Origin of the sequence: Paenibacillus sp. W4I10 (assembly GCF_030816325.1) — a bacterium.
GTDB classification, from domain to species: Bacteria; Bacillota; Bacilli; order Paenibacillales; family Paenibacillaceae; genus Paenibacillus; species Paenibacillus amylolyticus_B.
Map to the genome: position 1 here is coordinate 1,454,863 of NZ_JAUSXX010000001.1, position 15,755 is coordinate 1,470,617.

Here is a 15,755-nt window from a genome sequence, read left to right on the forward strand (position 1 = left end):
TACTAATCCTCCTTCCTGAACATGCCCAGCACGGTCAGCTGAAGCATGCTGATCAGAAGCGTGATGACCAGTAATGTGATGCCAATGGCTGCACCGAACCCGAGATTAAAATATTGGAATCCCTGTTGATAGATATAACCCACCATCGTCAGACCGATATTTTGCGGGGAGGGTTTGCCTGCCCAGAGCATGTAGCTCTCAGTGAACATCGAATACCCGCCATACAGCGTAATCGTAATCACATAGATGGTGATCGGCCTAAGCATCGGCACCGTAATACTCGTGAATTTTCTCATTACTCCAGCACCATCTATATCTGCGGCCTCATACAGATCCTTGGGAATGCTCTGCAGTGCGGAGAGAAAGTACAGTATGTTAATGCCCATCCAGCGCCAGCCTGCGAGCACGACCAGTGCAACCATTGCGAGGGACGAACTGTACAACCACTGCTGCCTTGGAATGCCAAAAACATTCAGAATGGAATTCATCAGTGCCCCGTCGAGTTCTCCGAAGATGAGCCGGAATACAACCCCTGCTACAACTACCGAAGTCAGTGCAGGAATAAACAAGGCTGAGCGAAAGAGATTGCGCGCCATCATGCGACTCGAATTAAGAAATACGGCAAGCATCATGGGTACCGGCACCAACAGCAGCAGCGTCCAGAAGGTGTAACGTGTGCTATTCCACAGTGCGGCCCGAAAGTCGGCGTTCCAGAGTTTGCTGTAATGCTCAAGCCCCACAAACTGAACATCTCCAGGGAGAACCTGCTGAAAGCTCATCATTCCAGCCCGAAATAAGGGATAAGCGAAGAAAATGAGAAATGACAAGATAAACGGTAACACAAACCAATACGGAGCCCATGTTCTTGAGTTCATTCTGATGCTTCTGCGCCTGCTAGCGCGTATGGAAGCCGCTGTTTCCTTATGCAACTGCACGGTGGACCAACCTCCAACCTGGAATAAGCTATATACTCTATATCAAAAACGATCCGACCACACCATTTACCGAGTCAATTCAGCCTGCACGTCATTAAGCACTTGTTCAGGATCCTTCAGATTAATGAAAATCTCTGGCATCGCTTTATTACGCACCGCATCGAACACCTCAGGTGACTTCTCCCGAATGTGGACTGGAGCAATCTCATCCTTCACCCCGAGCAGGGTGTCGAAAATATCATCTCCGAAATAATCCGTGTATTTGTTTGACTCCTTCATGGCTGCATCTGTCCATACGTCTGTGCGAATCGGGTCAAATCCAAGCTGCTTCCAGATCTGAATGTTACCCTCTTTGGACAGTTTGGCATAAGCGAGAAATTGCTCGGCGAGTTCAATTGAAGCGGACTGGTTGGTAATGGACGTTGCAGTCCCCCCCATGCCTGCGGAACGATTACCGCCCTCTTCCCAAGCCGGCAGTGGACGAATGATCATTTTGCCCTTGAGATCGGGAATGTGGTCGGTGAACCGGTTCATGAACCAGAACGGCATAAACACTGCTGCTGCATTCCCCTTATCCATGTATCCGAAGTATTCTTCCGTGTCATGTCCAGCACCGGGCGCGACAGCAGCAACACCTTCTTGGACCATTTTCTGAAAGAACTTCATCGTTTCAATATTGATGGGTGCATTCACCGTTACGTTGCCATCGGCATCCACCTGATCCGACTTCTGCTGACTAATGGCTGGCCACCAGGACCAGTTCCCGTTACCTTCAAATGTGATCATCGGTTTGCCTGTCTTCTCGAGCACCTGCTTCCCTGCCTGCTCGAAATCGCTCCATGTCTTGATCTCATCTGCGTTAACACCCGCTTGATCCAGAATGTCCCGGTTGTAGTACATCACGGTTGCCCCCACATGATAATCGATGCCGTAGTATTTGCCTTCCTTGCTGTAAATCTCCACACGAGATTGCACAATGTTGTTCAGTTCGGGCTGAATCATGTCAGTCAGATCCACCAGCTGCGGTACACCTTTCATAAAATTGGGGAATTTGCTCTGCTCGATATCAACCAGATCAGGTGCGCCAACACCGGATTGTAAGGCAAGCAATAGCTTGGTATGCATATCGTCATATGGAATCGTAGTTGCTTCGAGTTCAATCTGTTGATCAGGATGGTCCTGATTCCACTGCTCAGCCATGCTCTCATAAAACTTCTGATGGGCATCCACAAAAGTCCAGAAGACCAAGTGGGTCGCTCCTGTGTTTTCTCCCCCTCCAGATGTCCCTCCTGATGCTTCCTTTGTTGTACTGCAACCACTCAGAGCCATCACTATTACAAGAAGACATACCCCTAACCATACCTGCATTTTCTTCATGTGCAATCCCCTTTCCAAGGTTGTAATCTGAATCTGTTTAAGAATAATAAACCAAAATTCGTAAGCGCTTTATTTTATATGTTACTTGCTGTATTATGAAAAATAAATGCTCGATGCCAACATGAATTTTAAATATTTCAACCTGTTCGGAGGTGCCGGATTGGACTCGCCCATCCTTCATTTCATCACCCCGCCCATTCCCTATTTTATTGATTGCGGACGTGCTTATTACGAAGAAGGTGAATATCACATCAGCCGCAGTGACATCGGTGTCTTTGACCTGATTGTTGTTACTCGCGGTTCACTCGCCATTAGTGAAAACGGGACGAAATGGCTTTTGAAGCAAGGAGAAGCGCTGATCCTTAAGCCGGATGGACACCATTACGGCAGCGCAGCCTGTGAGACGGAAACGGAAATGATCTGGATTCATTTTCAAACCTATGGCAGCTGGAGAGAGTCTGCGACCATGGACGAATGCCTTGCCAATCAGGCCGAACTAATCGAGACACATAAGGTAAGCGCGTATCTGAACCACTGTGATGTCTGTTCCATCTTCATCCCGAAACATATGCACATTACAACCAAAGACATGGAGCTGCTGGAGCATTTCTCTCAGCTTGATCAGGAGCCTCAATCCATGCGCAACTGGAAACGACAGGCGACATTCCAGCAGTTTATGCAGCATCTGGACCTTGGGCTGTCCTCACTGTCCGATGTTGCCGCCATCCGGATTGCCGAGAAAATTGAACTCTACATTCGCCACAATTACCCTCTACCGATCTCTAATCCCTTGCTGCAAAAGGAACTCAATTACCATCCAAACTATCTGGCACGTAGCATGCTGAAAGTGTATGGGATGACGCCCATGGAATATCTGCTGCATTACAGAATCGAGCAGGCCAAAAAGATGCTGCTGCAAACCGCCTGGTCCGTTGCTCGCATCGCCGAAGAGATCGGCTTCAATCATGTATCCTACTTCTCTTCCTGTTTCTCCAAAAAAGAGGGCATCTCTCCTTCCAACTTCCGCGGCAAGTTTACCAACATAGAAAATAAACCGGCTCGTCCAGAACTGATACCCTGAAAAATAAAAAGCGTCCGCTTACCAGAGATCGCGTTATCTTACAACGCATCCCGGATATATCGGACGCTTTCTCTCTTTGTCTACCTTTTTGAAGAAGCGCTTTTCAGCCCAAGCTTTAGCCCTCCTTTTGGTTCTTGTTCCATAGGATGGGTAATCATCCGTTGTGGCAACAGCATTTTACTCGTTCAGTTCCACTGTTCCTTGAACGGTAATCGTACCGTCTACATTCGCTCACCACTTTCTCTCCTGGTAAGACACTCCCTTATTCGCACTCCCGAATCCAAACGCTCATTGCTCCTTCATCCCGATTGGCCCAAGTGAAATAGGGAATAAAGCAAAGCTCGGCAGGCTGGGCATCCCAGTGGACATCACTGCGATACAGATGTGTTCCCCAGTCTTCATGGGATACCACTCGGTGCCCAATGGTTGTAAGTGCCGGCACCCCAAGAGGCATTTGATCCCCGCTAACGATATGAAACTCAGCGTCCCGGGGCAGTTGAATGCGATGCAATCCACGGCCATTGTCGACTTCTTCGAGACAGTACATAAACGGTCCCCGCTGTATGGCTACTTTTCCGAAAGTGGCTCTGATCTGATCGTGCCCTTTCATCCGCAGCAACTCCATAGGGAAGCGAAGCCTGATCTCATCACCGGCTTTCCACGTACGGGTCACCTTCATGTAACCGTACTCAAAAGTAAACCCATTCTGTTCCGTCTTCTCCCCATTAATCCACAGCTCGGGAATCTCGCACCAGTCCGGCTTTCTCAGAGCTATCGTAAACTGCATTCCCTCCGAGGAATCGGGTCGAACGATCAGCTTCACTTCTCCGGTGGAGGTATAGTCAGAGGCCATGGTTAGCGCTGCTCTCCTGCCCTTTAGTGTGAATTCCCCTTCTCCGCCGATGTACAATTGCACATATAACGTAGCTTGTTCCTCAACTGGGGTATACACATATTGATCCAATGAGGCAAGTAATCGTGCAATGTTCGGCGGACAGCAGGCACAGCCAAACCACCCTTGCCGGCGTGTTCGCACGTGGGCATAATTAGGATTCACACGTTGAATCTCCGGATCGACTTCAAGCGGATTCACATAGAAGAAGCGTTGACCATCCAGGGACATTCCACTAATCACCGTATTGTACAGAGCCCGCTCCATAACGTCTGCGTACCGACTATCCTGCTTCATCTGAAGCATGCGCTTCGCCCAAAATATTAGTCCAATCGAGGCACAAGTCTCTGCGTAGGCCGTATCTCCCGGCAGATCATAATCTCCTGTAAAAGCTTCTTCTTTGGCTGATGAACCAATGCTTCCCGTAATGTACATTCGCTTACTCACGGTGTTACTCCATAACCGTTCACAGGCTTCTTTCAGCGATGTATCCCCCGTCTCAGCAGCTACATCTGCCATAGCCGCACACATGTACACCAGTCGAACTGCATGGCCTTCTGCTGTCGACTGCTCCCTAATGGGGAGATGGGACTGGGAGTAGGTGTGCCGGTGAACCATATCCAACTCGCCAAAATGTAGGGTACGGCCCCTTTGTTCCCATTCCTCTACAAAAAAATGCGGTCTCGCTCCCCGCTGATCCAGAAAATAACGGCTCAGTTCGAGATACTTCTCTTCCTTTGTCGTCTCATACAGCTTGAAGAGTGCAAGTTCAATCTCCTGATGCCCATCATAACCAGGCAATTGTCCAGGCTCTGTACCAAACACGGTGCCTATATGATCCGCCAGACGAATAACCACATCCAGCAGCATGCGCTTGCCTGTGGCATGATAATACGCCACACCAGCCTCAATCATATGTCCTGCACAATAGAGTTCATGACATTCGGCGAGGTTCGTCCAGCGAGCCCCAGGTTCTCGCAAGGTAAAGTATGTGTTGAGGTAACCATCGTGTTGCTGTGCCCGTGCAATGGTTTCAACAACGGAATCCACGAGGACTTCCAGTTCCGGATCTGGCTTCGCGGAGAGCAGGTACGAAGCTGCCTCAATCCATTTCGCAACATCGCTGTCCTGAAATACCATCCCATAATGAACGCCCTCTTCTTCCCCTGCAGCGATGCGGAAATTCCGAATGGCCCGGCTCGGTTCAGCTCCTTCGATACGATCATTGAGCGCCTCCCATTGATAGGGAACAACGACGTTGCGGACCAATTCGATATAATGCGACCAGAATGGATCATTGATTGTATGGCTATACACTGGATATGGATGGTGTGGTACATCTGGTTTTGTCATGGGAACCTCTCCTTTTTCTATTTTAATATCCTTATTTTACAAATAATTACATCAGGACGAAATCATTATTTCCAACTGAAATTTACATGATTACAACCTTTCACGACCGCCTTCCTTTTTACAATTGTTCTTATTCGGGCTTCGTTCCCCACAGCCTTCGTCTCTTCAACAGTTTGGTCTGGTAGAACAAGACCACCCGTACCATATACCTCGCTGAGTAGTTCTGTATCCCATTACAATGATCATTCATAATGTGTGGAACAAACTGGTCAGTACAACAACTCCCTATTCTTATGATGAATAGAGTAAATAATGGTTGCCCCTCAAAAATATGTTGGGCAACCATTATTTTTGTCACATGTTGATTTTGGAGTTGTCCTGATTCTACTTTTCTAGGTTTGTAAGCAATCGGTAAATAACCGTCACCGCTTGCGCACGTGTGGTCTGGCCATTAGGGATAAAGCGGCCATCCGGCATGCCTGTAATTAAACCACCCTTGCGAACAGCCTCTACTGCTGATGAAGATTCAGAAGAAAGATTCTCCAAATCAACAAACTTCACAGAATCATCTTCCCCTTCGGTTGATAATGTCACATTTAAATTTTCTGCAAGCCGATAAATCATTACAGCCATTTCCTCACGGGTGATGGGTTCATTGGGACCAAAAGTGCCATTTGCTTTGCCTTTGACAATGCCCAGCTTATGCGCACTTGCGATTGGTGTGCTATACCAGGTCCCTTCTTTGACATCGCTAAATGTGGTTGTTGCTGTTTTATCCAATAAATCGAATGTAGTCATTAACGTTTTAAGGAATTCTGCACGGGTTACTTGAGATGACGGATTAAAATCTCCAGCTCCCGTTCCCTCAACAGCTCCTCTGGCTGCAAGTGCTTCAATACCTTCCACAGCCCAGTTCACATTGATCAAGTCCTTAAAGGCAGCGTTTACGCCAAGTACTCCGAACATGCCGTTCTGCGCCATGTTAAACTCAAACATTTTTGTGGATTCATCATATTTACCGCCGACAATAGCTTGGGCCACTCCGGCATCGTTCAGCTTGAAGGCCACAACCTGATGCCCTTTTATCCCTTCCTTCAACTGATAAGGCATGGCTAGTCTAAGTCCTTTTCCATGTAGTTCTTTAGAAGAAATACTTTTCCCATCTGCATTCACCGTGATGTTGCTGACCAAGTCTGCTTCAAGAAATTTTCCAGCTTGTTCTGGCAACTGGCTTGGTTCGACGGCTTCAAAGACCACTCCCAGATTAGTGATGTCCTTAAACGTAGTCAGGAATTGATGAGGTATCGTCAAAACGGCTGATCCCATTTCAATCCTTACACTGGTCAAAGACTTCGTAGTACTAAGCGTTTTCCACGGAAGCACGGCTTCGACTTGTTGTGTTTCCAAGTCCTTTTGGATGACAATGGTTAACTTCCCGTCCTTCATATCTTCCAGCGCTGCTTTAATATTGCTGTCTGTGACCTGAACTTTGACCTTACCATCTTTGCCGGTGGCAGCTGCCTTTACTTCGATTCTGCCTTGGCTCACGGTAACTGACGTAAGCTCTTTCGGATCCGTAGGCGTAGGAGCTGGCGCTGGAACTGGAACTGGTGTTGGAGCCGATGGTGATGGGCTTGGAGTCGGTGTAGGTGTTGGCAACAGTTTTAATCCCGCAATAGCAGAATCCAGCGCAATAACCGCAGCATCAATGTCAGCCTGTGAAGCGGATCCGCTCGTCAACAATTGTTCGGCAGTGGAGGTCTTTTCCGCTAAGTTCTGCCAGCTTGCCGCAGTGTAGCGTTCTTGCTTCAACGCCCTTACTTCATTCAGCTTTGCTTGAAGCGCAGCTGTATTCACTGGCGGATTTTCTGTAACCTTCAGGACAGTGTACGTCTTCGTCGTGATTTGATCAGAACCTGTTAACGTCACTTTGTATCCTGTTTTCAAATCAATAGCTGGCGTCAACCCATCAGATTCGTAAACCGCAAATGTCACACTTGCGGGAACGTTTAAGCCCGTTGTAAGTTCCTCCAGCGTTGTCGTTTCAGGAATAACAATTTCCTTGGCCAATTGATCCACAGAACCGCCTGGAATGTTAATACCAATAATAGTTACATTGTGTTCTTCTACGGGCTCAAGAGCTTCAAAAGCTTCAAGCAACGTTTTGTAGCCCGCATCGATATCTCCTTCGGTTGAAGCGTCATTATTATATACGTCACTAGCCATCTGCAAAGCTGCTTGCAACGTTTGCCATTGTTCCGGTGTGCCACTGTAGTTCTCTTCGTTCACGGAAGGATCTGATGCAGCATCAATTGCCGCTTTCAGGCGGGACTTATCGTATTTGACATAAATACGAAGGCTTGCTCTTAGATCTGTTCCTTCCACACTGCCAAGGACAACAAAATCAGTTGCGATGGATAGCTTATTTTCGGGAATCTCATCCCACACGACATTAGCCAGCCCTTTCGTTTTGTCTTCATAGGTCACCGTGACTTGTGAAGGCAACTCAGGCATGACGTTGATGGTCGTATTAACTGATGCTGGCTCAATGGCTGTTATCGCTCCATGGTCCGTTTGAGGTGGTTCTTCCCCGTCAGGTTTGGCCGATATAGCCCGCCATTCTTTTAAACCGGTATACACCGAACTGCTTTGGTTTTCCATCGTTAAACGTAATTTGTCGGTCGTGACTTCATTAAAGGTGACTTGGTTGAATTTGCCCTTTTCCATTTTCTTCTCACTAAGTCCGCTAACCGCCACATACTCGCCCGCCTCCTGATCCCAATACTCAAAGTCGTAATCGGCAGGAACCTGTACACCGCCTCCATCATCATAAAAGTACATTGAACTGCCAGACAGGGTCACAGGCGTTTTCCATGTATACTCCACCCAATGACTCTGGTTAGGCGATCCCCAGTTTCCATACTGCGTTTCGATCTCTGGGCTACCCATGCTCCCAGGGACTAAAGGAATATACCCGTCATTCACCGATGTCAAAGATTCCCATGCTGATGTGTAGGAGGCTTTTGGTGTAGCCAACAGAGCAGCATTACGATAACGAAGACTCTCTTCAGCAAGGCGCACTCGATTCGTCATGGACTGCACTTCATCCAGCGAATAATCATCTCGCGCAAGCAGGTCCTTGGCTTCAATCAACACGGTTTGCAATGCCTGCCACGACTCCGGCGTGAAATCATCGGCATTGCGGACAAGTTTGCCCTGCGGCGATACCCGCTCTGCAAACTTGGCAATGACATTAGACAATTCGGCTGTAGCTACGTATACCGTGATGGGTACTTCTACCTTCGTGACTTCTTCCCCATCACTAATGCTCAGCTCGTAGACGTATTCGCCTACCGCGTCAAATGTCACATTCAATGTCGCCTGATCCAGTGCCTCTGCCTGCACTGCACCAGCGTCGCCTGATACTAGATTCCATGCATACGTCAAACGCCCGCTTGGCAGACCATCATCTGTAATTACTGGCGCCAACTTCAATGGAGCTCCTTGCTCCACGTTCACCGGCAGGTCTAGTTGCACTTTTGGTGCAAGATTCTCCGAAGGCGTAACGTTCAGGTCATTATTGTAGATTTGAATTTCCTTAATTCCTGTTGAATAGCCCGATGCATGCGTAAAATGGACTCGGATAGCCTTTGTGTTCACCGCATTAAATTCAACATTATTGTAATTCGAGGCCACATAATTCGGATAACGGAATTGCCCTTCTACAGGCTTCCATGTGGTGCCGTCCGCATCCAAGTATTCCACACCAAACGTTTGTGGAGCTGCATAGCCGTTTGGCCGCCGGTCGTTATAAAAGTGAATTTTTACATTATCCACCGTTTGGGCTCCATCAAATTGAAACGTGACTGAATCAGATGGGTTCGGCGAGCCGCCGAACAACGCAGTATTCGAGGTATGGTTAATGGATGCAATCGTAGAACCGTCTGCCAGTCTGTTCACATTGGAATTGCTATGGATATAGCTGGATTCAACCGTAGTACCAGATGCCGTTGCCAGATTTACGCCGTTATGCTCCACATCAACTCCAGCTTTATTGAACATATCAACTGTTTTTTCATTGCCTCCCAGTGAAGTATCGTCTGCAGAAGCAAGATTAACAGCGCTGCCAATTTCATAAATAACGTTGGTGTTTGTGTTGTCTCCAACCGCCCCTGGCACGTCTCCGTCCGGTTTTTCCACCTTGCCCGTGGCTGTATCAAAAATGAGATGTGACATTTCATCCGTCGTCATGACACGTTCGCCATTGATGAACAATGAGTATCCGACGGGGATATCCTTGTAATATGGATTGCTATCGCTGTACTTGGCCGGGTCCTGCCACACAATGGACAGATTGGCATCATGATAACGCACATTGTCCACGGCGAAATGGTCATATTGGATATCAAGTGGCCATAGCTCGATTTTATCGTCCGCTCTTGGCTGAAGGCCTGCCATATCTTCCATGACGGAATAATTCATCATGCCCAGCGTATCGTGGTGAATCCAGGCACGAACCATTTTGCCACTTGGGTTTGGCGGATTTTGCGGTGTCCAAGGCGTACCAAAGAAATAATCCTCAAGCCAGAAAAACTCATTGGAATCCAGGTGATCGGTATTGCCTGGTTCAACCGTATGTAACCAAGCGCCCCAGTCAAACAATGTTTTGTAGGTGTCGGTGTTGATGTTCTCCACCGGATAATGACGTAAGGAAGCACGAATTGTATTGATGTAATTTCCAAAGTTGCACCAAGCGAACTGATCCGTTCCGAATGCGCTGGTGTCTCCATTCTGGAATGCTTCCACACGTTTCATGATACTGTGCTGATCTGCCGTAAAGAATGGGAAAATCGGATAATAGTTTGGATCACCGTAATCGGATAACTGAGTCAAGTATTTGGATTCGTATCCTGCCTCCCCTTCTTTCGGCACTACACCGAAGTTAAACACAAACATATTGTTGTCACGCCATGGATTGAATACGTCTTGTTGGTTGATGACTTTTTTGTGCAAAAAGCTGCCTTCTCCGTTGGTATCGGCTTCGCCGTCACCGTCAAAATCTGCTTCGTCGTACCACATGTTGTTCAGAATGGCGTTCCGAATTCGCTGTGCCACCTCTTCCATGCGCTTTGCGTTTGCGTCATCCCCCAGTTGTTCGTACATTTGTTGAGTGGCTACTGCGTTTGCATATGCTGTAGAAGAACCGTCCAAACGCGCATAGTTTCCGTTTCCTTTCCAGTGCATGGACACGGTGTCTCCATCATTGCCGGTAATTGGCCCGTGATTGTAATAAACCAGATCAGGATTGGTTCCCCTGAAATGATTCAGTGTGCCCGTCACATCGTTTGCCGAGAAATCAGCGAATTTTTTCAACACCTTTTCTCCGCCACCATAAATCTTGTATGCTTCCCAACCGACTTGCGAGGTATTTTGCATCATATCCCATGTCCAGATATTCGGTCTCCCCGGATTGTTTTTGTAGTTGGCGTTTTCAGAATATTCGCCTTGGGCTAGCCAAGTCCCGTATGCATAAGATGGGTCTCGCAGCCACTTCAAATCTTGCAACACCCACGGAACACTTACTGTGATGCCGTTGTTATAACCCAGCACCCCTTCCATATTCATCGGGAATTGCCAGTCGTTTCCGGGAATGTTTGCTTCCAGCAAGTTGAAGCGGTTGGACCACCAACGATAATACAGAACCTTCTTCACATTTTCGTCTGGAATATCAATGTAGGGGATATTTTGTGCCCACCATTCGTTGTATTCCTTTACTTGATCATTGAAAGCCTTTTCAATATTACTTGCTTTAAATTCAGCATACTGTGTTTTCGAGGCCGGGATTTCTTCCGCCAACCACCCCATGACCACTTTTTCATCCACCGAGGTACCTGCAGGGACCGTAATTTCTTTCACCAAATCATTGCCAACAGGCGTCATGCCATCCCCGCTGAGATGAACGTCAACATGGGACATCGCTTCCACATACTTTTCTCCGGCACGTCCAACCATAATCGGGGCAGCCACCCGTTTACCGATCAATTCATCTCCCTCGGTTTCGGTTACAAATGGCGATTTGACGGTCATCGTTAACGTAATTGGCGCATTACCGTTATTGGTTAACTTCAGTAAAGTAACAGCACTGTTAGAGGAGGTAATAAATTTACGCTGGCTGATGTCCAAACCGCCACTCTTGTAGGTTTGGTCAGCATGGCTAGGATAGTTTTTACGAGCAGCCTTGTCTTCCACAACGGCTCCCGTAGAAAGAGTTATGTTGTACATCGTATCCTTGTTGAGAGTATCTGCATAATGTACCGTCCCGACAAAACCGAGCTGCCGGTTATCCTGCGTTTTCATGTACAGCGCGCTCCCCCGGCTGAAGAGCGTGTTGGCACTGCCATCATCATTGTTATCGTCTGGGATGACGCCCTCGTTAACCAGCAACTTATCGAGCCATGGCAAATCGGCATGATCTGCAGCGAATTGGTCAAAATCAAAATCTTCGATCGCTTTCATCATTTGACCGACAGTTTCCTGACTGAAATCCACGGGCTCGCTTACGATCTGATTGTTCTTCCACGTTGCATCGCCATAATCGGTACCTACGCCTTCATGCACAAAGTCTGTCGTATAGTTCGCCGATGCAGGTATGATGCCTGTATTCAAAGTTACGACGGTAGCCAAAGCGGCCACCCACATTTTTGTTGCCCATTTCCTCTTCTTTGTCGCCATTGCTTCGTCTCCTCCTTATTAACCTTTAATTCCCGTCAACGTAATGCCTTCTACAAAATATTTGTTGCCGATCAGGAAAAACACCAGGCAGGGAAGTGTTACGATCAGTGCAAGCGCCATGACCTGCTCATAGTTTGGAATACGCATTCCGTTCACCATGTACAAGCCCATAGGCAAGGTATAATCGGCCTCTGTTTTCAGATAAATCATGGTATAGAAAAATTCATTCCAACAGTTAATGAAACTGAATAGTGCAACAACGATCATGGCAGGGCGAATGAGAGGCAGCATGATCCGGTAATAGATGCGGAAATAACCTGCGCCGTCGATTTTGGCTGCCTCACTCAGTTCAGCAGGAATTGTCATAAAAAATTGTCTGAGCAGAAAAACGAAATATGCATTGCCGCCTGCGCAAAAAAAGGCTGGAATAATTAGGGCAGGTTTGCCTGCAAGCCCAAGCGATGTATATAACGAAAATTGTGGAAGTAGTGTAACTGCACTAGGAAGCATCATACTGCTGATAACGAGCACAAACCAGGTGCCGCGCATGGGAAAACGTAATTTGGCAAATGCGTATGCTGCAAAGCTGGTCGTTATGACGGTGCCAATGACATACGGAACAACGATGGAGACCGAATTCCATAACTGCCGCCAGAACTGAATTCGTTCCAGTCCTAGCCTGAAATTCTCAAACCCAAGCTCCTTCGGAAAAAATACAGGCGGCCTGGCCAAAATTTCCGAATGACTCACCATTGCACCGCGTAACAGCCAGTACAATGGAAAAGCAAAAATGAATGCAAGCAGGAGAGATAACACAATCAAGCCGAAATGAATTGCTCTTCTTCGGTTTTTAGCCTGCTTGATGCTCGTATATTTCATCGGTGCAGGTGCTGTCTCCATTATCTCACCCACTTTCGTTTGCCCATGGCATCATCACGTTTGAGCGCGCCCTGAAAGTAAAACAATACGCCCGTAATCACCAACGTGATGAGAAATACGATCCAAGCTTCCGCCGATGCCAAACCTCGCATGCCCACCTGTACAAAGGAATGGTCGTAGATCATGACGTTGATAAAGTATGTCATTCGGTCAGGCGCGCCATTTCTCGACAACACCACGCTTTGGGTGTAAATCTGGATCGACGTCATCATACACATGATGAGCTGAAAAAAGAGTACAGGTTTAATCGTTGGATAAGTCACCTTTAAAAACTTGTGCCAGGCATTGCCTCCATCCATCTCAACGGCCTCCAGCAATTCTCCGGGGACATCCTGCAACGTGGCGATAAATACAACAATCGTCCCGCCGCATGTCCACAGGCTCATGATAAACAAGGTGTAAAAGATCCGTAGTGGGTCGTTGAGAAAATCCCATGGCGCAATGCCCATTTGTAGTAGAACCCAGTTGACGAGCCCGCCTTTGGCCTGATTTTGCAATAACATCTGCCATACGATCGTTGTCGCAAGCATCGGTATGACAGATGGCAGAAAGAAGATAGCTCTTAGCAAATTTCTCCCAATAAACTTTCGGTTCAGTAGCAAAGCAACGATCAGGCAGAACACGATAACAAGCGTAACGTTGACAAAGGCGTAAACCAGCGTAACCGTAATCGATTTTTTAAATTCAGAGCTTGGATTGCTGAAAATATACCTGAAGTTATCTAGCCCAATCCATTCCATGACCTGACTGCCGCTCATAATCGTAATTTTATGAAAACTGTAATATAAACTGGCGAGCATTGGGTACATCGTCAGCACCAAAAATCCGATAATGGCGGGGGCAGCAAATAGATATCCGGCAATGGCCTCTTTAGTGGCACCTTTTGCAAATCTTCTGGCAGGAACGGTTTCTGAACCGATTTTGCGTTCTGGATTCATAAGCATAGCCTCTCTTTTCGAATTCAAACTTCCTTCCTATGGTTAGGAAACCTTTCCGCTTTCCCACAGCGACTTAATTGCCGGCATAATCGCATCATAAATTTCTTTGACACTTTTCTGGCCGGATAATGCCTGGTCGATCGACTTTTCGTATTCCGTGTTCATTTTTAAATAAGCCGGAACATAATACGCTGGCCATTGGACAATGGCATCCTCTGTCGTAGCATAGCTAAGGATGGTTTCCTTTGCGCTGGCTGGCAGATCAGCCGTCCATTGTTCAATTAAAGCTGGATCTGTATACCAGTCCGCCTGATTAGGCAGCCATGCTCCGCTTTTCAGCAAGTCTAGGCTGTTTTCTGGGTTAACCATATAGGCGTAGAATTTCTTAGCCTCTTCGATATGTTTGGAGGTATTGTACACAACTAGTGGAGCTCCAGCATTCATGGTTACTGCTTTCTCCATTTTTGGGAGCACACCTACACCAATGTCCTCATTGCCTTTGATATTCGCTAAATCCCAAGATCCGCTCACAGCCATAGCATAACCCCCGCTTAACGCATCCACAGCGGAGCCAATTCCAGAACTCCAGGTATAGCTAAAGGCCGAAGCAACTTTGTCTTTGTTCACAAGATCAGCCAGTTTTTGAATACCTTCTGTCGTTTGTGGTGAATCCCATTGAAACTCTTTTCCATCCGGGGATACAATGCCTCCTCCATTGGCGTTCGCTGCCCAGAAATGGTGAAATTCACGCCCTGCCGTAAAACCAAGACCATAGTTTTCAGTCAATGCTGCATCGAATCCAGCATCGGCGGCTGTCTTACCACTCGAATCCTTGGTTAGCTTCTTAGCATTGGCAACAAAAGTATCCCAGTCCCAGGCTTCTTCAACCTTAGAAGGTGGATATGGAACGCCTGCTTCATCAAATTTCGATTTGCTATAGAACAGCAGTTCCATTTGGTTGGACAAGCCTACACCGATAACTTTCTGTTCTGGAGTATGGATGGTGATTGCAGGAAGTTTCTCCGGAATGGTTCCATCCGCAAGCAGGTCGGAAATGTCCTGTAAAATGCCCATCTCATTGTACTTTTGAATGTCAGCTTCCCCCATGTAACTGATGTCCGGCAGTTCTCCGGATTGAAGCCTCGTCTGGATGAAGGTGTCAAATGTGCCGTCTGCCGGCAACACCTGCGCATTAATTTTCACCCCGGTGTCCGCTGTATATTTTTCTGCAGCGGATTCCACCAGTTGCTTCTGTACATCATCCCCCCAATACAACAACTCAAGGGTGATGCCCCCAGCGGACGGATCCCCGTTGCCCTCTGCTGCATTTTTGGCATTACCGGAAGTGTCCGAATTGCCAGAACAACCTGCCAGCGTGGAGAAAGCCAAGGTTAATGCGAGAGACAGAACCAACTTGCGCTTACCAAACCTCATGTTTGTTTCCTCCCTTTTTCAAAGCTATTTATTTCAAGTCAACGAATTTAATCGTTTAACTTAAAAACATGGTC

General features: G+C 47.4%; 8 protein-coding genes. 1 reads left to right on the top strand and 7 read right to left on the bottom strand.

The annotated features are described in order from the left end of the window. Positions 1-2: 2 nt before the first annotated feature. Together QF049_RS06705 and QF049_RS06710 are read right to left on the bottom strand one after the other, a co-directional pair. Positions 3-875, bottom strand: coding sequence for a carbohydrate ABC transporter permease (locus tag QF049_RS06705; RefSeq protein ID WP_307535876.1), 873 nt, complete (start codon positions 873-875; stop codon positions 3-5). A 126-nt stretch (positions 876-1,001) separates the two neighbouring features. Further along, on the bottom strand, positions 1,002-2,312 hold the full coding sequence (locus QF049_RS06710; RefSeq protein ID WP_307535878.1) for an ABC transporter substrate-binding protein: 1,311 nt from the start codon (positions 2,310-2,312) through the stop codon (positions 1,002-1,004). Between the two features lie 160 nt (positions 2,313-2,472). Here QF049_RS06710 and QF049_RS06715 point away from each other — a divergent pair, with 160 nt between their 5' ends. Continuing rightward, positions 2,473-3,393, top strand: coding sequence for a helix-turn-helix domain-containing protein (locus QF049_RS06715; RefSeq protein WP_307535880.1), 921 nt, complete (start codon positions 2,473-2,475; stop codon positions 3,391-3,393). 262 nt (positions 3,394-3,655) lie between these two features. Here QF049_RS06715 and QF049_RS06720 read toward each other — a convergent pair whose 3' ends face one another. The 5 genes from QF049_RS06720 to QF049_RS06740 all read right to left on the bottom strand — a co-directional run bounded on the left by QF049_RS06720 (position 3,656) and on the right by QF049_RS06740 (position 15,681). Further along, on the bottom strand, positions 3,656-5,638 hold the full coding sequence (locus QF049_RS06720) for a glycoside hydrolase family 127 protein (RefSeq protein WP_307535883.1): 1,983 nt from the start codon (positions 5,636-5,638) through the stop codon (positions 3,656-3,658). 384 nt (positions 5,639-6,022) lie between these two features. Then, the gene (locus QF049_RS06725; RefSeq protein WP_307535885.1) at positions 6,023-12,370 is read right to left on the bottom strand and encodes an S-layer homology domain-containing protein; all 6,348 of its coding nucleotides are present in this window, start codon (positions 12,368-12,370) and stop codon (positions 6,023-6,025) included. An 18-nt stretch (positions 12,371-12,388) separates the two neighbouring features. Then, positions 12,389-13,270 (bottom strand): carbohydrate ABC transporter permease, encoded by an 882-nt coding sequence (locus QF049_RS06730; RefSeq protein ID WP_307535887.1) that lies wholly within the window; start codon positions 13,268-13,270, stop codon positions 12,389-12,391. After that, positions 13,270-14,247, bottom strand: a complete 978-nt coding sequence (locus tag QF049_RS06735; RefSeq protein ID WP_307535889.1) for a carbohydrate ABC transporter permease — start codon at positions 14,245-14,247, stop codon at positions 13,270-13,272. Before QF049_RS06735 ends, QF049_RS06730 begins: the two co-directional genes overlap by 1 nt. 42 nt (positions 14,248-14,289) lie before the next feature. Further along, a complete protein-coding gene (locus QF049_RS06740) occupies positions 14,290-15,681 on the bottom strand; it encodes an extracellular solute-binding protein (protein ID WP_307535891.1) in 1,392 nt (463 codons plus the stop codon). Positions 15,682-15,755: the final 74 nt, after the last annotated feature.

Coding starts and splice junctions, on each gene's coding strand:
- QF049_RS06705 (WP_307535876.1), bottom strand. CDS start 875: ATGAACTCAAGAACATGGGCTCCGTATTGGTTTGTGTTACCGTTTATC.
- QF049_RS06710 (WP_307535878.1), bottom strand. CDS start 2,312: ATGAAGAAAATGCAGGTATGGTTAGGGGTATGTCTTCTTGTAATAGTG.
- QF049_RS06720 (WP_307535883.1), bottom strand. CDS start 5,638: ATGACAAAACCAGATGTACCACACCATCCATATCCAGTGTATAGCCAT.
- QF049_RS06725 (WP_307535885.1), bottom strand. CDS start 12,370: ATGGCGACAAAGAAGAGGAAATGGGCAACAAAAATGTGGGTGGCCGCT.
- QF049_RS06730 (WP_307535887.1), bottom strand. CDS start 13,270: ATGGAGACAGCACCTGCACCGATGAAATATACGAGCATCAAGCAGGCT.
- QF049_RS06735 (WP_307535889.1), bottom strand. CDS start 14,247: ATGAATCCAGAACGCAAAATCGGTTCAGAAACCGTTCCTGCCAGAAGA.
- QF049_RS06740 (WP_307535891.1), bottom strand. CDS start 15,681: ATGAGGTTTGGTAAGCGCAAGTTGGTTCTGTCTCTCGCATTAACCTTG.